Annotated in this window: 20 protein-coding genes and 1 tRNA gene; 12 read left to right on the forward strand and 9 right to left on the reverse strand. The window is 65.3% G+C overall.

What is annotated here, in order from left to right; genetic code table 11:
• The first annotated feature begins 9 nt into the window (after nucleotides 1–9).
• From ACSF9G_RS14015 to ACSF9G_RS14045, 7 genes are all read left to right on the forward strand, one after another.
• Entirely contained in the window at nucleotides 10–486 is a 477-nt protein-coding gene (locus ACSF9G_RS14015; protein ID WP_436642643.1) for a UPF0262 family protein, read from the forward strand.
• Nucleotides 487–489: 3 nt separating this feature from the next.
• Entirely contained in the window at nucleotides 490–945 is a 456-nt protein-coding gene (locus ACSF9G_RS14020; protein ID WP_436642645.1) for an arsenate-mycothiol transferase ArsC, read from the forward strand.
• Between the two features lie 328 nt (nucleotides 946–1,273).
• Nucleotides 1,274–1,900: a Maf-like protein gene (locus ACSF9G_RS14025; RefSeq protein WP_436642647.1), complete on the forward strand. Its 627-nt coding sequence runs from the start codon at nucleotides 1,274–1,276 to the stop codon at nucleotides 1,898–1,900.
• Nucleotides 1,901–1,937: 37 nt separating this feature from the next.
• Entirely contained in the window at nucleotides 1,938–3,449 is a 1,512-nt protein-coding gene (locus ACSF9G_RS14030; RefSeq protein ID WP_436642649.1) for an AMP-binding protein, read from the forward strand.
• A gap of 129 nt (nucleotides 3,450–3,578) precedes the next feature.
• Nucleotides 3,579–4,385, forward strand: a complete 807-nt coding sequence (locus ACSF9G_RS14035) for an SDR family NAD(P)-dependent oxidoreductase (protein ID WP_436642651.1) — start codon at nucleotides 3,579–3,581, stop codon at nucleotides 4,383–4,385.
• Between the two features lie 12 nt (nucleotides 4,386–4,397).
• A complete protein-coding gene (gene yacG, locus ACSF9G_RS14040) occupies nucleotides 4,398–4,616 on the forward strand; it encodes a DNA gyrase inhibitor YacG (RefSeq protein ID WP_436642653.1) in 219 nt (72 codons plus the stop codon).
• Nucleotides 4,617–4,749: 133 nt separating this feature from the next.
• Nucleotides 4,750–4,825: transfer RNA gene (locus ACSF9G_RS14045), tRNA-Phe, on the forward strand.
• 10 nt (nucleotides 4,826–4,835) lie between these two features.
• Here ACSF9G_RS14045 and ACSF9G_RS14050 read toward each other — a convergent pair.
• A complete protein-coding gene (locus ACSF9G_RS14050) occupies nucleotides 4,836–5,303 on the reverse strand; it encodes a tyrosine-type recombinase/integrase (RefSeq protein ID WP_436643258.1) in 468 nt (155 codons plus the stop codon).
• A gap of 66 nt (nucleotides 5,304–5,369) precedes the next feature.
• Between ACSF9G_RS14050 and ACSF9G_RS14055 the strand changes: the two genes are divergently transcribed.
• Together ACSF9G_RS14055 and ACSF9G_RS14060 are read left to right on the forward strand one after the other, a co-directional pair.
• Nucleotides 5,370–5,804: a transposase gene (locus tag ACSF9G_RS14055; RefSeq protein ID WP_436642655.1), complete on the forward strand. Its 435-nt coding sequence runs from the start codon at nucleotides 5,370–5,372 to the stop codon at nucleotides 5,802–5,804.
• Between the two features lie 166 nt (nucleotides 5,805–5,970).
• The gene (locus ACSF9G_RS14060) at nucleotides 5,971–6,150 is read left to right on the forward strand and encodes a hypothetical protein (RefSeq protein ID WP_436642658.1); all 180 of its coding nucleotides are present in this window, start codon (nucleotides 5,971–5,973) and stop codon (nucleotides 6,148–6,150) included.
• Nucleotides 6,151–6,179: 29 nt separating this feature from the next.
• Here the strand turns inward: ACSF9G_RS14060 and ACSF9G_RS14065 are convergent, their stop codons facing one another.
• Nucleotides 6,180–7,721 carry a Fic family protein gene (locus ACSF9G_RS14065; RefSeq protein WP_436642660.1) on the reverse strand — a complete coding sequence of 514 codons (1,542 nt, stop codon included), beginning with the start codon at nucleotides 7,719–7,721 and terminating at the stop codon, nucleotides 6,180–6,182.
• 587 nt (nucleotides 7,722–8,308) lie between these two features.
• On the opposite strand from ACSF9G_RS14065, the gene ACSF9G_RS14070 reads away from it, so the two are divergent.
• The gene (locus tag ACSF9G_RS14070) at nucleotides 8,309–8,530 is read left to right on the forward strand and encodes a hypothetical protein (protein WP_436642662.1); all 222 of its coding nucleotides are present in this window, start codon (nucleotides 8,309–8,311) and stop codon (nucleotides 8,528–8,530) included.
• 147 nt (nucleotides 8,531–8,677) lie between these two features.
• Here the strand turns inward: ACSF9G_RS14070 and ACSF9G_RS14075 are convergent, their stop codons facing one another.
• The 7 genes from ACSF9G_RS14075 to ACSF9G_RS14105 all read right to left on the reverse strand — a co-directional run bounded on the left by ACSF9G_RS14075 (nucleotide 8,678) and on the right by ACSF9G_RS14105 (nucleotide 17,032).
• Nucleotides 8,678–10,219: a tripartite tricarboxylate transporter permease gene (locus ACSF9G_RS14075; protein WP_436642664.1), complete on the reverse strand. Its 1,542-nt coding sequence runs from the start codon at nucleotides 10,217–10,219 to the stop codon at nucleotides 8,678–8,680.
• A 12-nt stretch (nucleotides 10,220–10,231) separates the two neighbouring features.
• Nucleotides 10,232–10,663, reverse strand: coding sequence for a tripartite tricarboxylate transporter TctB family protein (locus tag ACSF9G_RS14080; protein ID WP_436642666.1), 432 nt, complete (start codon nucleotides 10,661–10,663; stop codon nucleotides 10,232–10,234).
• Nucleotides 10,664–10,768: 105 nt separating this feature from the next.
• On the reverse strand, nucleotides 10,769–11,728 hold the full coding sequence (locus tag ACSF9G_RS14085; protein ID WP_436643259.1) for a Bug family tripartite tricarboxylate transporter substrate binding protein: 960 nt from the start codon (nucleotides 11,726–11,728) through the stop codon (nucleotides 10,769–10,771).
• A 239-nt stretch (nucleotides 11,729–11,967) separates the two neighbouring features.
• The gene (locus tag ACSF9G_RS14090; protein ID WP_436642668.1) at nucleotides 11,968–14,679 is read right to left on the reverse strand and encodes an ATP-binding protein; all 2,712 of its coding nucleotides are present in this window, start codon (nucleotides 14,677–14,679) and stop codon (nucleotides 11,968–11,970) included.
• Nucleotides 14,679–14,951, reverse strand: coding sequence for a hypothetical protein (locus ACSF9G_RS14095; RefSeq protein WP_436642670.1), 273 nt, complete (start codon nucleotides 14,949–14,951; stop codon nucleotides 14,679–14,681). Before ACSF9G_RS14095 ends, ACSF9G_RS14090 begins: the two co-directional genes overlap by 1 nt.
• Nucleotides 14,948–15,313 carry a response regulator transcription factor gene (locus tag ACSF9G_RS14100; RefSeq protein WP_436642672.1) on the reverse strand — a complete coding sequence of 122 codons (366 nt, stop codon included), beginning with the start codon at nucleotides 15,311–15,313 and terminating at the stop codon, nucleotides 14,948–14,950. The genes ACSF9G_RS14095 and ACSF9G_RS14100 overlap by 4 nt, the downstream gene beginning before the upstream one ends.
• A gap of 174 nt (nucleotides 15,314–15,487) precedes the next feature.
• Nucleotides 15,488–17,032: a helix-turn-helix domain-containing protein gene (locus tag ACSF9G_RS14105; protein WP_436642674.1), complete on the reverse strand. Its 1,545-nt coding sequence runs from the start codon at nucleotides 17,030–17,032 to the stop codon at nucleotides 15,488–15,490.
• A gap of 241 nt (nucleotides 17,033–17,273) precedes the next feature.
• On the opposite strand from ACSF9G_RS14105, the gene ACSF9G_RS14110 reads away from it, so the two are divergent.
• Both ACSF9G_RS14110 and ACSF9G_RS14115 read left to right on the forward strand, forming a co-directional pair.
• On the forward strand, nucleotides 17,274–18,614 hold the full coding sequence (locus ACSF9G_RS14110; protein WP_436642676.1) for an ABC transporter substrate-binding protein: 1,341 nt from the start codon (nucleotides 17,274–17,276) through the stop codon (nucleotides 18,612–18,614).
• 113 nt (nucleotides 18,615–18,727) lie between these two features.
• On the forward strand, nucleotides 18,728–19,756 hold the full coding sequence (locus tag ACSF9G_RS14115; RefSeq protein ID WP_436642678.1) for a branched-chain amino acid ABC transporter permease: 1,029 nt from the start codon (nucleotides 18,728–18,730) through the stop codon (nucleotides 19,754–19,756).
• Nucleotides 19,757–19,766 lie beyond the last annotated feature (10 nt).

Raw genomic sequence — 19,766 nt, forward strand, 5'->3', positions numbered from 1 at the left:
CACGCGCGCATGAGTGCCTCGCCGAACCGGCTTGCCGCCGTCGAACTCGACGAGGAGTCGATCGGCCGGGGCTCTCCCGATATCGAGCATGAGCGCGCGGTCGCCATCTACGACCTGCTCGAGGAAAACCATTTCGCGCTCAACGACCACGACAGCGGCCCCTATCAACTCAGGCTGTCGATCCAGGAAAAACGGCTCGTTTTCGACATCCGAGACGAGGCCGGCGGGCCGGTCGTCACCCATATCCTGTCGCTGACGCCCTTTCGCCGCATCGTGAAGGACTACTTCCTAGTGTGCGAGAGCTACTATCAGATGATCCGTACGGCCAGTCCGAGCCGCATCGAGGCGGTCGACATGGGGCGGCGCGGGATTCACAACGAGGGGTCCCGTATCCTCACCGAGCGGCTTGAGGGCAAGATCGACGTCGATTTCGACACCGCCCGGCGGCTCTTCACCCTGATTTGCGTATTGCACTGGAAGGGCTAGCCAGTGTCCGGGGGGGCACCGCGGCCACCATCCGCCGTCCTGTTCGCATGCGGCATGAACGCCGTGCGCTCGCCCATGGCCGCCGCCATCACGCGCCACCTCTTCCCGCATTCCATCTACGCCGCCTCGGCGGGGGTGCGTGAAGGCGAGCCCGATCCCTTCGTCACCGCCGTGATGGAGGAGATCGGTATCGATCTGTCCGACCACCGCCCGCACACCTTCGAGGATCTCGCCGACACCTCCTTCGACCTCGTGGTCTCGCTGGCGCCGGAAGCGCACCATCGCGCGCTGGAGATGACCCGCACCAACGCCTTCGATGCCGAATACTGGCCGACGGAGGACCCGACGGTCGTCGGGGGCAGCCGCGAGCAGCGGCTGGACGCCTACCGGCGCGTCCGCGATATCCTGATGCAACGCATCAAGCAGCGCTTCCGCTGGCAACCGCCGCCGTCCGGATAGGCCTGTTTTCCGGCGCTTCGCGAACGGAAACGCGGGCGTCGCCGGGAAAGGAAGCAGTTCACAATGCCCCTGCGATCCGCTAATTTCCGCCCGGATTTACTCAGGCAAGACGGGGGATGCCGAAGGAGGACGCGCTCGAGTTTCAGTGGGACCGGGCTTTGGCAGGCGACCGGATGCTCGCGAAACATGCCGCCTATGGTCTCACCCGGGGCTTTCTATGATCTCCTCGAGGATCGAATCACCTGCCATTTCAACTAGGTTGTGGTTTCACGCGCTCTGGGCGGATCGATTTGCCGCTTCGGACGTCCTTTAGACGGACCAACACACGATGACCGGACGCCCGACACTCGTCCTCGCCAGCGGCTCGCCGCGTCGCCTCGCGCTCCTGCAGCAGGTCGGCATCGAGCCGGATGTCCTGCGCCCCGCGGACGTCGACGAAAAGCCGAGCAAGGGCGAGACGCCCCGCACGCTGGCCAAGCGGCTGGCGCGCACCAAGGCCGAGATCGCGCTCCGCCAGGCCGAAAGGGACCCGGAGACGGCCGGCGCCTTCATCGTTACCGCCGATACCGTGGTCGCCGTCGGCCGTCGTATCCTGCCCAAGGCCGAGATGGTCGACGAGGCCGCGAACTGCCTGCGGCTGTTGTCCGGCCGCAACCACAAGGTCTTCACCAGCGTCTGCGTCGTGACGCCGACAAGGGCGATCCGGCAGAAGCTCGTCGAGACGCGGGTGCGCTTCAAGCGGCTTGGCCGCGAGGAACTGGAAAGCTACCTCGCCTCGGGCGAATGGCGCGGCAAGGCCGGCGGGTACGCCATTCAGGGGCTCGCCGGCTCGTTCGTCATCAAGCTGATCGGTTCCTATTCCGCCGTTGTCGGCCTGCCGCTGCACGAGACGGTGTCGATGCTGCAGGGCGACGGCTATCCCGTCTACTTCAACTGGCTGAGCGGACCTGTTTAACTAGGGGCAGACGAGGTCCCGCGCGGTCGGAGGCAGGATGAACGTAGCGGCATGGCTGGCCCGGGCCGGTCGGAGCTTCCCGAACAATCCGGCGGTCGCCGTCGGCACCACGATCCACCAGGACTATGCGGCGTTGACGGACCGGGCCTCGCGGCTCGCCGCCGGGCTGGCGCGTCTCGGCCTTGCGCCCGGCGACCGTGTCGCCATCGTCGCCAGGAACGGCCCGCACTATGTCGAGTGCATGTTCGGCATCTGGTGGGGCGCCTTTGCCGCGGTTCCGGCCAACGCCAAGCTGCACGGCGCCGAACTCGCCTGGATGCTGGTCAATGCCGGCGCCACCGTCTGCTTCGCCTCCGCAAAGGAAGCCGAGACGATTGCCGCGCACCGTCCCGACGGCCTCAAGCACCTGATCGAGATCGGGTCGCCGGAATACGAGGGCCTGTTCCGCGACGAGGGCGGTCCGCTGGGCGACGCCGATCCGGACGCGCTGGCCTGGCTGTTCTACACCTCCGGCACCACTGGCCGGCCGAAGGGGGCGATGATCACCCATCGCAACATCGCCGCCATGACCTTCGGCTATCTCGTCGATGTCGACCCAACGAAGCCGACCGACACAATCCTGCATTCGGCGCCGATGAGCCACGGCTCCGGCATCTACATCATGCCGCATGTCTGCTGCGCCGCGCTCAATGCGGTGCCGGAATCGGGCGGCTTCGAACCCGACGAGATCTTCCGGCTGATCGACGCGCGTCCCGGCACCTCGATGTTCGCCGCCCCGACCATGATCAAGCGCATGGTCGATCACGGCGGCGACGTCGATCCGTCGGGCCTGCGCACGCTCGTATGGGGGGGCGCGCCGATGTATGTCGAGGACGTCAAGAAGGCGCTCGACCGGTTCGGTCCGCGGCTTGCGCAGATCTTCGGCCAGGGCGAATCGCCGATGACCGGCACCGTCCTGTCGAAGGACATCATCGCCGACCGCGCGCATCCGCGCTGGCTCGCGCGTATCGGCTCGGCCGGGCTCGCCAATTCCGCCTGCGAGGTTCGCGTCGCCGGTGCGAACGACGAGGCGCTGGCCATCGGCGAGACCGGCGAGGTGCTCATTCGCGGCGATTGCGTTGTCCCCGGCTACTGGCGGAACCCTGAGGCGAGCGCCGAGACGCTGCGAAACGGCTGGCTGCACACCGGCGACGTCGGCGCGATGGACGAAGACGGCTTCGTCACGCTGAAGGACCGGTCCAAGGACATGATCATCTCCGGCGGCTCCAACATCTATCCGCGCGAGATCGAGGAGGTGCTCCTGACCCATTCGGGTGTGCGCGAGGTCTCCGTGATCGGCCGCCCGGACCCGGACTGGGGAGAGATCGTCGTCGCCTACGTGGTCGGCGAGGCCGGCGCGCCCGAGCTCGACCGGCTGTGCCTGGACAGCATCGCCCGCTTCAAGCGGCCGAAGGACTACGTTTTCGTCGACGCCCTGCCGAAGAACAATTACGGCAAGATCCTCAAGACCGAGCTGCGCCAGCAGGACGATACGCGCCGCAAAGGCTGAGCCGCCGGGGCGCGTGCGGCGTCGCGCGGCGTTCGCCCCGCCGCCTACCCCTGTGGCGGATGCGTATTGTTGCATGCAGCCGTCAGCCGCTAGTCTTCGCCAAGCAGGATATCCCAGGGGAGGGGTGCGATGGCCGGACGGCTGGAAGGCAAGGTGGCGCTGGTTATGGGAGCGGGCTCCGTCGGCCCGGGCTGGGGCAACGGCAAGGCGACCGCCGTCCTGTTCGCGCGCGAGGGCGCCAGCGTGCTCTGCGCCGACATCAATGCCGATGCGGCGCGGGAGACCGCCGACATCATCCGCGGCGAAGGCGGGGAGGCCATGGCGGTCGCCTGCGACGTCGCCGACCACGCCGACGTGCGCGCCACCGTCGAGGCGATCACGCGCGAGTGGGGCCGGATCGACATCCTCGACAACAATGTCGGCATCGCCGAGGTCGGTGGCGTGGTCGAGCTGCCCGAAGCCGAATGGGACCGGGTCTTCGACATCAACCTGAAAAGCGCCTTCCTTGCCATGAAAGAGGCGATTCCCCACATGGTGCGCCAGGGCGGCGGTTCGATCGTCAACATCTCGTCGATCGCGGCGATCCGCTACACCGGCGTGCCCTATGCCACCTATTACGCGACCAAAGCCGCGCTCAATCACTTGACCCGGACGACCGCAGTCCAGTACGCCCCCGACAAGGTCCGCGTGAACGCGGTTTTGCCGGGCCTGATGAAGACGCCGATGGTGGAGAGCTCGGCCGGGCTTGCCGCGCGCTACGGCGAGGGCGATGTCGAGGAGATGTGGCGCGTGCGTGACGCTCAGGTGCCGATGGGACACATGGGCGACGCCTGGGACGTCGCCAACGCGGCGCTCTATCTGGCGAGCGACGAGGCCAGATACGTCACCGGCATCGAACTCGTCGTCGATGGCGGTATCACCCTGAAATACAGTTGAAGGACCGGCGCGGTGAGCGAACGCAAGGTAACGGTGGGGACGCCCCACACACAGACATGCCCGATCTGCGGCGAGCCGACGGTGACCGAGCACCGTCCGTTCTGCTCGCGCCGCTGCGCCAATGTCGACCTCAACCGCTGGCTTTCCGGGACCTACGCGATCCCCGTCGTCGAGGACGAGGACGAGGATGGCGGCCCGCCGACGGAGGGGGAACCCTACGGGCAGGCCTGAGCGATCCGGCGGCGGCGAAAAAGCATCGTGGCAATGTGACGGCCGCGCTGGACAGCCGCTATTGGATTGCCTATAAACCGCCCGCTTCCCCTTGACCGCTCCGGCGCACGCGCCGCGCGGATCAGCATGGAACGCCCAGGTAGCTCAGTTGGTAGAGCATGCGACTGAAAATCGCAGTGTCGGTGGTTCGATTCCGCCCCTGGGCACCATCCCTTCCTCTCATCCCTTGTTTTTCAATGGCTTAGGCAGTGATTTTGTCCCACCGTCGCCTTGCGTGGGAAAAAGTGGGACAGTTTCGTTCGGGTTTTGATCCGGGCGCAGCAGCTTCATACCGCTTGCGGCCAGCACCTTCTGCCGCGCCGCTTTCGTGTAGCGCGCGGCTTCTTTCATCGTCGACCAGCCGAAGATCGCCATGAGCTGGCGTTCGGTCGCGCCGTTTTCGGCAGCGATCGCCGCACCGGCTTTTCTCAGGCCGTGCGCCGAACAGTTTGGCAGGCCCGCCTCATCGCAGCGTTTGCGGAACCAGTTGCCGAAGCCATCCGGCGTGAACGGTTTGCCGAATTGCGTGACCAGGAAGGCAAGATTGCCGGTCGGTGTCTGGTCGATGACCGCCTGCAGTTCAGGCAGCACAGGGATCGATAGCGTCACCGGTCTTCTGGCCCGGTTCTTGGCCTGGGTGATCGTGATTGAAGTGGTCCGAGGGAATCGGACAGCGAGCTAAGGTGTGTCCCGAACCTTTTGGAGGGATACGAGATGGCGAAGCGTCGGAAGTTCACGGACCAGTTCAAGGCGCAGGTCGCGCTTGAGGCTCTGCGGGGCGACCGCACGGTCCGGGAGATTGCCGCAAAGCACCAGGTGCATCCGAACCAGGTGAGCACGTGGAAGCGTCAGGCGGTCGAGGGCATGGCGGACGTGTTTGCTCGTGGCGGCAAGGCGGAAGGCCCGAGCGAGGCGGAAGTGAAGGAGTTGCACGCGAAAATCGGGAGGCTGGCGGTCGAGAACGCTTTTTTGTCCGCCGGGCTATCCAAAGCGATCTACCTCGAAGAGCTGACCGACGGCTTCAAGGCACATCGGGTCATCCGCGATTGGATGGCCTTCTATAATACCGGGCGGCCACATTCCGCCATTGCGCGGCGAACGCCGAGGGAAGCATACTGGGCCGGTCGAGATCAGAAATTGGCGGCATGAAACCAAACCCGGATACACCTTAGAGCAGCCGCTGAGCTGTCCGGAAAACCGGGACCACTTCAGCGGTCGCGGGCTGGAGGGATGGACGGTCATCAACTACGCGTTCGATGAATTCTGGACGTACAAGTATGAGCAGTGGCTCGCCTCACCGCAGGACCCAGGTGGGTTGTTCGACACACCGGAAGAGCGAACTGCCGCCTTTGCCTCGCGATGGGCGATGATTCCGCTCACGCGTGCTATGGACACATTGGTCATCAATATCTCGAAGCAGCCGGGTACTGTGCGGGATGCGCTTGAAAAGGTTTGTGGCAAGCGCGAAGATTTCGTTGAGTGGATTTGCCTCTGATATCGGCGTGGCTAAATTCCCCAAATGATCTAGGTGGAAAAAACATCGCCATAAATCGCCTCCACCCGCTCCGCTTCTTCATCCGTCAGTGCATCGAACTCCTTCCCGCGGGCGCGGTTTGATAGCCTGCCCTCATTCTGGCTGAGGAAGCGGAAGAGCAGGTCGACAGTGCGTTCGGGCATGTCGATCATGCCTTCGATGCGGCGGCGGAATTCATCGTAGCGGCGCAGGAAGCCGGTCTCGTAGGGCAGGTCGTGTTCGATGGTCCGCTTGACGCACTCATAGAGGAATTCGGCGTGCGGGGTCGCGTCGAAGAAGCGGTAGAAATCGCCCGTGTCATTCAGGACCCGGACGTTGAAATTCTCGGTCGGTTCCCAGCGGATATGGGGTAGCAGGCGCTGCGAATAGGATTCGAGCGTCTCGCGGTAACGGTCGATCTGATCGAGGATCGCGGCCGAGACTGGGAAGACGACGCCGGGCGGATTATAGCCACGTTCGGCCAGCACATGATGGATCAGGTAGCGGTGCAGGCGGCCGTTGCCGTCCTCGAACGGGTGAACATAGACAAAGCCGAAGGCGAGGATCGCGGCGGCGATGACAGCGTCCATGTGCTGCGCCGGGCCGCGGTCGAAAGCGATCATGCCGGTCAGCAGTGATTGCAGGTCTTCCGGCCGGGCGCTGATGTGGTCGGGCAGAGGCAGGCGGGTCTCGCGGTCGTGTTCGCCGACAAAGCCGCCTTCGTCGCGAAAGCCGAGTTTGATGAAGCGGGCATCGCCGATGACGATACGCTGCAGGCGCAGGAGCTCATCATTATCGAGCGGCTGTTTGCCGGCTTCGCCGATGGCCCGGCCCCAGCGCTGGATGCGGTCCTGCGGCGGGCTTTCGCCCTCGATCGCGTAGCTTGACTTCGAGTCTTTGAGCAGCAGGAAGGCGGCGGTGCGGGCGAGCACGTCGCGCGGCACATCGGCAACAATGTCCTTGGCGCGTTGCGGCAGGTCATCGGCTATGAAGTCATCAAGCTGTTTTGTCCGGAAAACCAGCGGGCAGAATTCCGGGGTGCCGGGAAGGTTGTTACGCAGCCGGTAGCGCGGCACGGTCTCGCCTTCGATCCCCCATTGCAGGTCGGGGTCGAGCACAGGGACATATCGTCCGGTCTTTGCGTCGGGCAGGTCCAGCGTTTCGCCGGTCAGCCATTCATAGAGGAACCAGATGCGCCGTGCGTAGGTGCCGGTCGGCTTGTCGTTTACGATCGCTTCGAGTGGGGCCGGTCCGGTCTTGAGAAACAGGCGCTTTAACACTGCTAGGTCGAGCCCCTCATATTTGAGGGCGAAGGTCAGATGGCCTTCCAGGCTGGCATCGGGCGCGTGGCGCGGCGTCATGATCCGCCAGCCGTCCCGTTCCAGCATGCGATGGTGTGCGCCGATGGCGCAGAGCGTGCGCGGCAGGGGGACATCGAGCCCGCAAGAGTCGATCAGGGCGCTGTAACCCGCAGGCGTCGCAGTTTCAGGAAGGCGTCTTTCCTGAAAAACGGTCACCGGACCTGAAAATTGGTTCTGTGCGGCCGGAGTCATGAAAACCGTGCCTTGTTCGTGGTTATGTGATTCCAGAAAGCTTTCTTCCTGAATTTTGATTCTAGCGCATGAAAAACGGTTCCCCTAGATAATTTTCATGAAAAACAATATACAGAATCCCGACCTTCTCCCATTTCTGATTGGCCTGCGCGTCCTTCTACGCCTTGCGGCTTCGGGCGAACGGGCTCTCGCGAACCGAACTCCGCCGGTAGCGGGTGTCGACTATTCGGTGTCCATCCCTCGCGCAGGCGCTGACGCGTTCATAAGGACGGCAGCACGGGGGCGCCCTAGGTCCCGCTGCGCTCGTTCCTCGCATCCGCTCCTGCGGGGACGCCAGGGACCTCGCGCCGCCGGTCGCCGCGTCCCGCCGCACGGGAGTGCGGCTCCTTTCAGGCTATGTTGATGATCCCGAGATCCAAGTCCAGGCTGGTCAGCTTGCCCCTCTTGCAGACCTGCAACTTGAAGGTGAACTGGTCCGTGAACTTCCGACGCTTCGCCATCTCGTATCCCTCCAAAAGGTTCGGGACACACCTTAGCTCGCTGTCCGATTCCCTCGGACCACTTCAGTTTAGGTTAGGAAGGCTGGGATGAATAAAGCGAATGTATTCATCCAGAAGGGAAAGGTCTGTCGATTTGAGGTATCTGACATAAACGAAGATGAATATGTAACCTCAAGCCGAATGGCAACGCTGTCAAAAATAGCGGAACTGCATGCGCGCCCCATCATGGGTACAGAAAAGAAAATTGATCCTGAGCTTCTAAAGGACGGTTGGACCGAAATAAACTTTGATCCGGATAAGGTTGATTGAACACCCCCATCCGACCGTTCCCGAGAGCAACGACGTACGACGGAATCGGGGCTATGACCGGCACGGGGAAGATGGAACCCGCGTCCACCTCGTAAGCATCGCCGTGTCGTCCGCTTAGCCGCCCTCCGACCGCCCCGTAACGCCCGCTCAGTCGACGATGCTTCCCTCCTCGTCCTTGCGCATCGCCATGCGGCGGCGCAGGAGGGGGGCAAGGAAGACCGGCAGGACGAATCCGACCACCGCGATCAGCCACAGGCCGATCGACAGCGGCGAGGCCAGCAGCGCGCTCCAGTCCCCGTCCGAGATCGTCAGGGCGCGGCGCAGGTTCGCCTCCATCAGGTTGCCCAGCAGGACGCCGAGGATCACCGGCACCAGCGGCACGTTGAGCTTTCGCAAGAGCCAGCCCAGGACGCCGAACACGATCATCACCAGAAGATCGAAGGTGGAGCCCGAGATGCCGTAGATGCCGACGAAGGAGACCATCGCCACTACCGGCATCAGGATCCGCGGCGGCACCAGCAGCACCCGCACGAACAGCCCCACCATCGGAATGTTCATCGCCAGCAGCATGAAGTTGCCGATGAACAGCGCGGCGATCAGCCCCCAGACCACGTCTGGATTGTTCTGGAACAGCAGCGGGCCCGGCGTGATGTTGAGCGCCAGCAGCATGGCCAGCAGCACCGCCGTGGTTCCCGATCCGGGCACGCCGAGCGCCAGCATCGGAACCAGCGCGCCGCCGGCGGCGGCGTTGTTGCCGGCCTCGGGCGCGGCGACGCCGCGCGGGTCGCCGTTTCCGAACCGGCCGTCGCGGTCGACCAGCCGCTTCTCGATCGAATAGGAGATGAACGAGCCGAGCGAGGCGCCCGCGCCCGGCAGCACGCCGGCGACGAAGCCCAGGAAGGACGACCGCAGCATCGTCGGCGTACAGAACTTCAGCAGCGACAGCGGCGGGACGATGCGGCCGATCCCGACCTCGGCCGCCTTGCCCTTGCCGGAGCCCTCGCCCCGGTGCTCGAGGAAGATGAACACTTCGGACAGCGCGAACAGCCCGACGATGGCGACCAGGAAGTCGATGCCGTCGTAAAGGTGCACCTCGCCGAAGGTCAGCCGCGGCACGCCGGTCTGTCCGTCGACGCCGACCATGGCGATGCCGAGGCCGAGCGCGGCGGCAAAGGCCGACTTCGCCTGGTTTTGCGAGGCGATGCCGCCAAGCGTGGCGAAGGCGAGCGCGAACAGCGCGAAATACTCGGCCGGGCCGAACAGCAGCGCCACCTTGACTAGGAGCGGCGCCAGGAAGACCAGGCCCCACGTGGCGAGGAAGGCGCCGACGAAGGACGCGACGCCGGAAATCGCCAGGGCCTCGCCGGCGCGGCCCTGCACCGCCATCGGATAGCCGTCGAGCGTCGTCATCAGGGCCGGCTCGTCGCCGGGAATATTGAGCAGGATCGACGAGATCCGGCCGCCATACATGGCGCCGTAGTAGACCGAGGTCAGCAGGATCATCGCCGCGACCGGATCGAGGCCGAGCGAGAAGGCGAGGGGGATCAGGATCGCGACCCCGTTCGCCGGACCGAGGCCCGGCAGCGCCCCCATCACGGAGCCGAGAAAGCAGCCGATCAGCGCCAGCGCCAGGTTCTGCCAGGTCAGCGCGATGCCGAATCCGTCCGCCAGGAGGCCAAGGGTGTCCATTGTGTGCGACCTTCAGAAACCGAGCGGTCCGCGGGCCAGCGTCAGGCCGAGGACGAGGTGAAAGACGGCGTAGATCCCCAGCGATGTCAGGACCCCCGCGATGACGGCGTAGAGCGGCGCGGTGCCCAGCCGCCAGGTCAGCACCGCCGAGGCGCCGGCGGTCGCGATCACGAACCCGGCCACCGGCAGCAGCAGCGCGTAGGCGACCATGACGACGACCGCGCCGGCGATCTCGGCGAAGCGGCCGATTGATGGCCAGTGCGGCTCGGTATCGGGACGCAGCAGGATGACGACGCTCGCCAGCCCCAGCAGCACGCCGATGATGATCGGGAACGTGCGCGGGCCCACGGGGTCCGAGATGAAGCTCAGTTCGATCAGGGTGGCGCCCCAGATATAGAAGATCGCCACCGCCAGGCCGGCCGCGCCGAGGATGCGGTCGCTCATGGTTTCCTCCCGTGGCGTCGTCCCATGCGCCACTACTTGATTTGGTCGGGCCGCAGGCGGTGTGCCGGCCACCAATAGCCGACAGCCGCCTGCGACATGGCCGGACTACTTGATCAGGCCGATCTCGCGCGACAGGTCCTGGATCTCGCTAACCGACTGCGCGACGAACTCGTTGAACGCCGCGCCGCGCAGGTTGAGGGGCGCCAGGCCGTTCTGTGCCATGACGCTCTTCCATTCCTTGGAATCGTAGACCTTGCCGATCGCCGCGACCCAATAGTCGTATGCGTCCGGAGACATCCCGCCCGGACCGTAGAAGCCGCGCCAGTTGGCGCCGATCACGTCGATGCCCTGCTCCTTGGCGGTGGGGAAGCTGGCGAAGTCGCCCTCGAGCCGTTCCGGCGCCAAGACGGCGATCACATTGATGTCGCCGGAATCGACGAAGCCCTTGGCCTCGGAGGCATCGCCGGTGAAGGCCTGAACCGAGCCGGCGAGAAGCTGCGTCACCGCCTCGCCACCGCCGTCGAAGGCGACATACTTGATAGTCCTGACGTCGTCGATCCCGGCCTTCTTCGCGGCGAGCAGGACCTTGAGATGGTCCCAGCCGCCAACCGCGGAGCCGCCGGCGATCGAGACCGAGCGCGGGTCGGCCTTGATCTTGTCCATCAGTTCCGGAAGCGTGTTGATCGGGCTGTCCTTGGCGACCGCTATGATGCCGTAGTCGGCGCCGACGCTGGCCAGCCAGCGCACCTGGTCCATTGTGTTGCCCGGATACGCGCCCTGGGCCAGACGGGTCGCCGTGGCGGACGAAGCGGCGACGATCAGGTTGGTGTCGTCGTTGCGCTTGTTAACGACCTCGGCGAACGCGACACCGCCGCCGCCGCCCGCCAGGTTGGTGACCTGCACGGTGCCGGGAACGGCGCCCAGATCCTGCATCGTCTTGCCTACCTGCCGGCAGGTGAAGTCCCAGCCGCCGCCCGGGTTGGCCGGCGCGATGCATTCGGGATTGGACGGTTCGAAGGCGAGCGCCGGTGTGGCAAACGAAATACAGGCCAGCGCGCCGGCCATGACGACGCGGCGTGTCGGTATAATCAGTGTCATGGAGTCCTCCCTTGTTGATTGCCGTTTTTCGGCTTTGGCGATTGGACGCGAGAACAGAATAGCACGGCCTTTACTTTAGGTGCGTCTCCGCAGTCTGTCGTTTTGTTTGGCCGCAGCCAATCACGTCTGTCGTAGGCGGGCGGCCGGTACCGATGGTTCCACGCCGGCCTGTTCGTCCTGGGCCAGCAGCACCCGGTCGGCGTCCGTCACCTGTTTCTCCTCGCCGCCGGCAACCGGATCTCGAAGGTCGCGCCCGGGCCGCCGCCGGGGCCGTCGCTTGGGCCACCGCCGGGCTTCAGGAAAACATCGCCGTTGAACTTGCGCAGGATTTCTCGGCTGATCGATAGTCCGAGGCCGCTCGAGCCGACGTCCTGACGCCCGCCGCCGCGGCCGAATTTCGAGAAGATGATCTCGCTGTCGCTGTCGGGAATGCCCGGCCCGTTGTCGGCGATCGACACCACATAGGTTCCGCTCTCGCGGCGGCTCTTGACCTCGATGCGCGGCGACGCGGATGTATTGTATTTCACGCTGTTGTTCAGAACGTTCAGGAACACCTGGGTGAGGCGGCCGAAATCGGCCATTACCTTCACGCCCTTCGCGCGCTCGTCGGCGACGACCTGCACCCCGTTCTTCTCCGCCAGTACGGAGATGGAAGCGAGCGCCCGGTCGAGCGCGGCGTTGGCATCCACCGGAACCAGGGTCCAGGACACCTTGCCGCTTTCCAGGAAGCTCAGGTCGAGGATCTCGTCGAGCAGCTTGGTGAGCCGCAGGCATTCCTCGTTGATGATCGTCAGGAAACGCTTCGCCTGCGCGCCGTTGACGTCCGGCGTCTCCAACAGGATTTCGGAAAACGAGCGGATCGACGTCATTGGCGTGCGCAGCTCGTGGCTGACCTGCGAGAGGAAATCGTCTTTCTGCGCCGACAGCGTCTGCAGCTTGGTATTGGCCACGCGCAACTGCCGCGCGGTGCTCTCCAGCTCCGCCGATTTCTCGGTCAGCTGCTGGCTGTATTCGAGGATCTGCGCCGTCTCGTCGGCGATCTTCATCAGTTCCGTCAGGCTGATCGTGCCGCCGCCGGCGACCTGCGAGACCATCGCGTGGGCCGACGCCGCGCCGACCGAGCCGGCGAGCTCGCGTTCGAGCCGCGAGACGAAGGCGTCGTCGGCGACCGGCAGGCCGCTGCGCAGGCCCTGCGCGCGGGCGATGTCCGCGAACAGTAGCCGTGCCGGCTCGGCGCCGAGGATACGCTGCGCCAGGACGAAAAGGTCCTCGACCGGCGCGGTACGATGCAGGACGCGCGGCGGCTCGCCCGGCCGCATCCGGAACACGTCGACGAACAGCGCCCCCTGCAGCCGCTCAAGAGGCGTCGGCCGGGTCACCAGGGAGACGAAGACGAACAGCACGGTGTTCGCGGCGATGCTCCAGAACAGGGCATGGACCAGAGGATCGGATATGGTCAGGCCGAGAAAGGCTTCCGGCCGCAGCAGGCCGATCCCGAACGGTCCGTGCAGGACGAGCGACCGGACGAGGTCGAACTCGGCACGGAAACTCGGGATCAGCAGCATGTAGGCCCAGGCGGCGAAACCGGCGGTCATGCCCGCCAGCGCGCCGTAGCGCGTCGCGCCCCGCCACATGACGCCGCCGACCGCCCCGGGCAGCACCTGCGCGATGCCGGCGAAGGCGATGAGGCCGATCGAGGCGAGCCCTTCCGATCCGCCGGTGAGGCGGAAGTAGATGAAGCCGAGCATCAGGATCCCGGCGATGCTGATCCGGCGGCTCCTCAGCAGCAGCCGGCGCACGTCGCCGCTGGTGTAGTAGTCGGCTTGCGACACCTTCAGCGCCACCGGCATGACGATGTGGTTCGACACCATCGTCGACAGTGCGATCGCCGCGACGATCACCATCGAGGTCGCCGAGGAAAATCCTCCGATGAAGGCGAAGGCGGCAAGCCCCTCCTGGCCCGCTGACAGCGGCAGCGTGAGCACGAACATGTCGGTGTTCGAGCCTTCCGGCATCTGCGTCAGGCCGGCGGCCGCGATCGGCAGCACGAAGATCGACAGAAGCACGAGATAGAGCGGGAACAGCCATGATGCCGTCGCCAGATGCTTCTCGTCGACATTCTCGACGACCGTCACCTGGAACTGGCGTGGCAGGCAGATGATCGCGGTGGCCGAAAGAAAGGTCAGGGCGACCCAGCGGCTGCTGAACACGTCGTTGGCGTGCAGCAGTTCCGGTGAGACCCGGCTGAAGATGTCGCTGATCCCGCCGGAGATGCCATAGATGGCGAACAGGCCGACGGCGATGAAGGCGAACAGCTTCACCAGCGCCTCGACCGCGATCGCGGCGACGACGCCGTGATGGCGTTCGTTGGCGGTGACGTTGCGCGTACCGAACAGGATGGTGAAGAGCGCCATGCCGGCGGCGACCCAGAACGCGGTGACGCTGTCGTTCAGCCCGGCGTTCTCCGTACTGCCGATGATCACGCGAAAGCTCGTCGTAACCGACTGGAGCTGCAGCGCGATGTAGGGCGTGGTGGCGATGACCGCGATCAAGGTCACGAACACGGCGAGCGTCGGGCTCTTGCCGAAGCGCGACGAGATCAGGTCGGCGATCGATGTGATTCTGTGCACCCGGCCGATGCGGACCAGCTTGCGCAGGATCAACCACCAGCCGACGAACACCAGCGTGGGCCCGAGGTAGATGGTGGCGAACTCGAGGCCGTTGCGTGCCGCCGATCCGACGGCGCCGTAGAACGTCCAGGACGTGCAGTATATCGAGATCGACAGCGTGTAGACGAGCGGCGACTGCAGCCAGCCGATCCGGCCGCGCTGGGCGCGGCGGTCGACGACGAATGCCACCAGGAACAGCAGCGCCACGTAGGACAGGCAGACGAAGAGGAGCAGATTGGCCGAAAGCATCACGCCTCCGGGGGGGCGGCTTCGCTTGCGCTCTGGGGATCGGTCTGCATGGCGTGGCGCAGCGGGCCGGCGAGCCGCCAGGCGATCAGGATCAGCGCGAACCAAACCGCGAACAGATAGATGACGATGAGCGGGATGCCCGCGACTGTGGAGCCGGTGACGAATATCTGGATGAACGGCGGCATCAGCAGGAACACACCGGCGAAGGGCAACACCATCGCCGCGTCGGAAAACCGCCGGCGTTGCAGATCCGGATCGCGGTCGTCGGTCACGGCGCCAGGCTCTTCACGATCGAAACCACTTCGGCGTTCGAGAACGGCTTGGTCACGAAGGCGTTGACGCCGATCGCCTCGGCGGTGCGGCGGTCGTGCTGCTGCATCTTGGCCGTCAGCATTACCACCGGCAGCGCTTTCAGCGCCTCGTTGGACCGGATCGTCCGCAGGATCTCGAAACCATCGATTCCCGGCAGCATCACGTCGAGGATCAGCAGATCCGGCCGGCCGTCTTCGATGCGAGCGAGCGCCTGCGCTCCGTCGAGCACCGACGTCACGTCGAACCCCTCCCGCTCCAGCAGAAACGACAGCGACTCGACGATATTCTCTTCGTCTTCGACGATCAGCACGTGCCTGGCCACAGGCCCGTTTCCCCCTTCGAGACAGGTTTTGTTTCGCCGCGATCGTGTTCCCTTCCAGCCCCCGACACGTTCGCTGCGCTTGTTTTCGTTCGTGGGGCGAGACTACGACGCCCGACCTGCCGGACGCGAGCAGGCAATTCGTATGAGGGGGCGCGTGTTTCGGGGGCGGGACGGTCAGTCCTGCAGGCGCCCGACCAGCGGGTCGTCGGTCCGGTGTTCGCATCCGCTCCGCGTGCAGATGCGGCAGTTGGTGCCAACCGGCTCGGCCTTGCCGCGTGCGCCGAGGTCGAGGCCGTCGCCATAGACGGTCGCGCCGGCCTGCTCGGCGCCGATCGCGATCATGTCGGCGACGTGGATGTCGGGCTGGTCGAACCCGACCGGGCCGCTTCTGCGCGACCGCGCCACGAACAGCGCCTTCTTGCCGTCTGGAAAGGCGGCCACCTGCCGGGTAACGACGCCTGGCTTAGCGAAGGACCGGTAGATCGCCCACAGCGGGCATGCCGCGCCATGGCGCGGAAACGCCAGGTCGATGACGGGCCGGCGATCGATCGTGTGGCCCGCGGCGTTGCACGCCAGATAGGCGAAGCGCGGCCCGCCGTCCTGTCCGGTCGTCGCGGTCAGCCGGCGGCAGATGCGATCGAACCCGGTGCCCCAGGTCCGTCCCAGCGCCTCGATGTCGTAGCGCACGCGCTCGGCGGAATCGCGAAACGTCCCCGCCGGGAGCAGAAGCGCATCGATCGCGTAGGTCTTCAGGATCGCCGCCATATGCTGCCGCGCGACCGCGCCCGTGCCGACCGGCTGCGCCGCCAGCACCGCCTCGATCGGCTCCGACAGGCGCTCCTCGACGACCGCCGCCGCGAGGCGCTCCGTTACCGTTGCCGGCGCCGCGCCGAGCGGCAGCCTCAAGGTCCGCGCGCTGTCCGCGCCGGTTCCCGGGTCGTCGTCGCGGACGATCGTGTAGCCGAGCCGCTCCAGCGCGTCGATCATCTCGGTGTCGCGCAGAATGCCGTCACGCACGATCGCGGCCCGCGCGTCCACCGCCGCCGCTTCGATCTCGGCGAAGCGGTTCTCCCGGCCGAGCAGGACCGTCTCGATCTCCTCCACCGGGGTGACCGATCGTCCGGTCTCGTGCGCCTTGTCGAAATAGCCGGCGAGCGCCTGGGCGACGTCGGTGAGCCGGTGGCTTTCGACCGCGAGCGCGCGGTGGAAGCGGGCGCGCCGGTCCGGTGAAATATCGGCGATCTCGTCGAGGATCTCCGCGGTCGAACGGACTGCCGAGATGTGCGTCAGCATCTGGTGGACGATATCGCCGAGATAGGGGTCGTGCGTGAGCCGGTCCGACAGCGCGGTCGCCAGTTCCCGGTTCGAGCGGTCGCTACGGTAGATCTGCGCCACGGTCCCCGCCCATTCGGGAAACCGACCGATGAATGCCTCGACGGTCTCCGCGCTCGGTCCCGCCGGTTGCAACGCCGGGTCCGCGGCGATTTCCCGCAGCTCGTTGACGAGGCGCAGCTCGGACGCGCCGTCGAGATCGGAGGTCGACAGGTTCAGGCAGTCGGCGGCCTTCTCCAGCAGCGGGCCGCCGATCCGCCGCTTCGAGAATTCGATCAGGTTCAGATAGGCCGGCGAAATGCCCATCCGCCGGGCGAGCTCGGATTGCGACAGGCCGAGCGCGCGCCGCGTTTCCCGGATCTTCAGCCCCACGATGGTCGTCGCCATGCTCGTCCGTCCCGCTCCGGTCGGCTTCCGCGTTGGAAACACTCGGAAATACCGGATCTTGCTGCGCTGCGATGTAAAATTTTTACTTTTTTGCGAAAGCGAAGTCCCAAGATTTTACATAATACTCATGTTAGATCAATGGCTTATTGTATTTTTTTCAATAATGCGCCAGCGTCATGTGCGAGTGAGAACACTCACCGTGAATGCGGATCGAAAAAACCATCTTTAGGGAGGACCCCATATGAGCGGTCTTAAGAACATCAATCGGCGCACGCTCCTGAAGAGCACCGCCGCCGTCGGTGCCGGCCTTGCCCTACCGACAATCTTTACGAGCGCGTCCCGCGCCGCCTACCTGAACGAGCCGACCGGCGGCACCGTAACCCTCGGCTTCAACGTCCCGCAGACCGGTGCCTATGCCGACGAGGGCGCCGACGAGCTGCGCGCCTACCAGCTCGCCGTCAAGCACCTCAACGGTGAGGGCGACGGCGGCATGCTGAACACGATGAAGCCGCTGGCGCTGAAGGGCAGCGGCGTGCTCGGCAAGAAGGTCGCGTTCGTCACCGGCGATACGCAGACCAAGTCCGACGCCGCGCGCGCGTCGGCCAAGCGCATGATCGAGAAGGACGGCGCCATCATGATTACCGGCGGGTCGTCGTCGGGCGTCGCCATTGCCGTGCAGTCGCTCTGCCAGGAGGCCGGCGTCATCTTCATGGCCGGTCTGACGCACTCCAACGACACCACCGGCAAGGACAAGCGGGCCAACGGCTTCCGCCACTTCTTCAACGCCTACATGTCCGGCGCCGCGCTCGCCCCGGTTCTGGAGAAGGCCTATGGGGCCGATCGCAAGGCCTATCACCTGACCGCCGACTACACCTGGGGCTGGACCCAGGAGGAGTCGATCAAGAACTCGACCGAGAAGCTCGGCTGGACGACCGTCGAGGCGGTCCGCACGCCGCTCGGCGCGGGTGACTTCTCGCAGTACATCACGCCGGTGCTGAACTCCGGCGCCGACGTGCTGATCCTGAACCACTACGGCCGCGACATGGTCAACTCGCTGACCCAGGCGGTCCAGTTCGGCCTGCGCGACAAGAAGGTCAACGGCAAGGACTTCGCCATCGTCGTTCCGCTCTACTCGCGTCTGATGGCGCAGGGCGCCGGCGAGAACGTGAAGGGCATCTACGGCACGACGAACTGGCACTGGTCGCTGGAGGACGAGGGCTCCAAGGCCTTCGTCAAGTCGTTCGGCCAGGAATACGGCTTCCCGCCGTCCCAGGCCGCGCACACCTGCTACGTCCAGACGCTGCTCTACGCGGACGCCGCCGAGCGTGCCGGCACCTTCAATCCCTGCGGCATCGGCAAGGCCCTGGAAGGCTTCGAGTTCGATGGCACGGGCAACGGTCCGACGCTTTATCGTGCCGCCGACCACCAGTGCTTCAAGAAGGTGCTGGTCGTGAGGGGCAAGGAAAACCCGACCTCGCAGTTCGACCTGCTGGAAGTCGTCGAGGAAGTGCCGACCGAGCAGGTCACGTACGACCCGGCGATCTTCGGCGGCGAACTTGGCGCCTGCAACGCGGGCGCCTGATCTAGCCTCACGCCATGAGGCGCTGCCGGCCGGGTCTTGGCCCTAGGGCCTGATCCGGTCGGCGACACGCGGTTGGTAGATCCACGCGATATCGGCGGGGACGGGTGCGGGCAATGGATGCAATTCTGCTTCAGATACTCAACGGGCTCGACAAGGGCGGCGCCTACGCGCTGATCGCCCTTGGCCTGACGTTGATCTTCGGTACGCTCGGGGTGGTCAATTTCGCCCACGGCGCGCTGTTCATGCTCGGCGCCTTCTGCGCCGTGACCGTCCACAAGCTGTTCACGCTGGAAAGGGTGACGCTGGACCCCAGCCAGACCACGGCCTGGGGCACGCCGCTGGAAGTCCGGACGCCGTATATCGAGACCTGGTTCGGCGATTTCGGCGCGACGCTGATCGATTTCTCGGTTCCCGTCTCCATCCTGCTCGCCATTCCCGTCATGCTCGTCGTCGGGCTGGTGATGGAACGCGGCCTCGTCCGTTTCTTCTACAAGCGGCCGCACGCCGAGCAGATCCTCGTCACCTTTGGCCTCGCGATCGTCCTCCAGGAGATCATCAAGCAGTGGTTCGGCGCCAATCCGATCCCGCAGCCCGCGCCCGAGGCGCTGCGCGGCATGATCGACTTCGGCGCCATGATCGGGCTCGATCCGGGCGCCGTCGTCTATCCCTGGTGGCGCATGGTCTACCTGTTCTTTTCCCTCGCCGTGATCGGCGGTGTCTTCGCCTTCCTGCAGTACACGACCTTCGGAATGGTCGTCCGCGCCGGCATGGCCGACCGTGATACCGTCGGCCTGCTCGGCATCGACATCGACCGCCGCTTCACCGTCATGTTCGCGCTGGCCGCCATCGTCGCCGGGTTGGCCGGCGTCATGTACACGCCGATCCTCTCGCCCGACTACCACATGGGCATGGACTTCCTCGTCCTGTCCTTCGTCGTGGTCGTCGTAGGCGGCATGGGCTCGCTCAGCGGCGCCGTCGCCGCCGGCTTCCTGCTCGGCATCCTCCAGTCCTTCGCCTCGATGAACGAGGTCAAGGCGATATTCCCCGGCATCGACCAGATCATCATCTACCTGGTGGCGGTGATCGTGCTGCTGGTGCGTCCGCGCGGTCTGATGGGCCGCAAGGGCGTGATGGAAACCTGAGAACGGAGCC

It is taken from the genome of Microbaculum mangrovi (assembly GCF_051390635.1).
Lineage (GTDB): Bacteria > Pseudomonadota > Alphaproteobacteria > Rhizobiales > Tepidamorphaceae > Microbaculum.

Excerpts from the sequence above, each read along its gene's own strand:
- ACSF9G_RS14075 (WP_436642664.1), bottom strand. The coding sequence starts at position 10,219 with ATGGACACCCTTGGCCTCCTGGCGGACGGATTCGGCATCGCGCTGACC.
- ACSF9G_RS14110 (WP_436642676.1), top strand. The coding sequence starts at position 17,274 with ATGAGCGGTCTTAAGAACATCAATCGGCGCACGCTCCTGAAGAGCACC.
- ACSF9G_RS14030 (WP_436642649.1), top strand. The coding sequence starts at position 1,938 with ATGAACGTAGCGGCATGGCTGGCCCGGGCCGGTCGGAGCTTCCCGAAC.
- ACSF9G_RS14070 (WP_436642662.1), top strand. The coding sequence starts at position 8,309 with ATGAATAAAGCGAATGTATTCATCCAGAAGGGAAAGGTCTGTCGATTT.
- ACSF9G_RS14080 (WP_436642666.1), bottom strand. The coding sequence starts at position 10,663 with ATGAGCGACCGCATCCTCGGCGCGGCCGGCCTGGCGGTGGCGATCTTC.
- ACSF9G_RS14055 (WP_436642655.1), top strand. The coding sequence starts at position 5,370 with ATGGCGAAGCGTCGGAAGTTCACGGACCAGTTCAAGGCGCAGGTCGCG.
- ACSF9G_RS14115 (WP_436642678.1), top strand. The coding sequence starts at position 18,728 with ATGGATGCAATTCTGCTTCAGATACTCAACGGGCTCGACAAGGGCGGC.
- ACSF9G_RS14015 (WP_436642643.1), top strand. The coding sequence starts at position 10 with ATGAGTGCCTCGCCGAACCGGCTTGCCGCCGTCGAACTCGACGAGGAG.
- ACSF9G_RS14035 (WP_436642651.1), top strand. The coding sequence starts at position 3,579 with ATGGCCGGACGGCTGGAAGGCAAGGTGGCGCTGGTTATGGGAGCGGGC.
- ACSF9G_RS14090 (WP_436642668.1), bottom strand. The coding sequence starts at position 14,679 with ATGCTTTCGGCCAATCTGCTCCTCTTCGTCTGCCTGTCCTACGTGGCG.
- ACSF9G_RS14085 (WP_436643259.1), bottom strand. The coding sequence starts at position 11,728 with ATGGCCGGCGCGCTGGCCTGTATTTCGTTTGCCACACCGGCGCTCGCC.
- ACSF9G_RS14065 (WP_436642660.1), bottom strand. The coding sequence starts at position 7,721 with ATGACTCCGGCCGCACAGAACCAATTTTCAGGTCCGGTGACCGTTTTT.
- ACSF9G_RS14025 (WP_436642647.1), top strand. The coding sequence starts at position 1,274 with ATGACCGGACGCCCGACACTCGTCCTCGCCAGCGGCTCGCCGCGTCGC.
- ACSF9G_RS14105 (WP_436642674.1), bottom strand. The coding sequence starts at position 17,032 with ATGGCGACGACCATCGTGGGGCTGAAGATCCGGGAAACGCGGCGCGCG.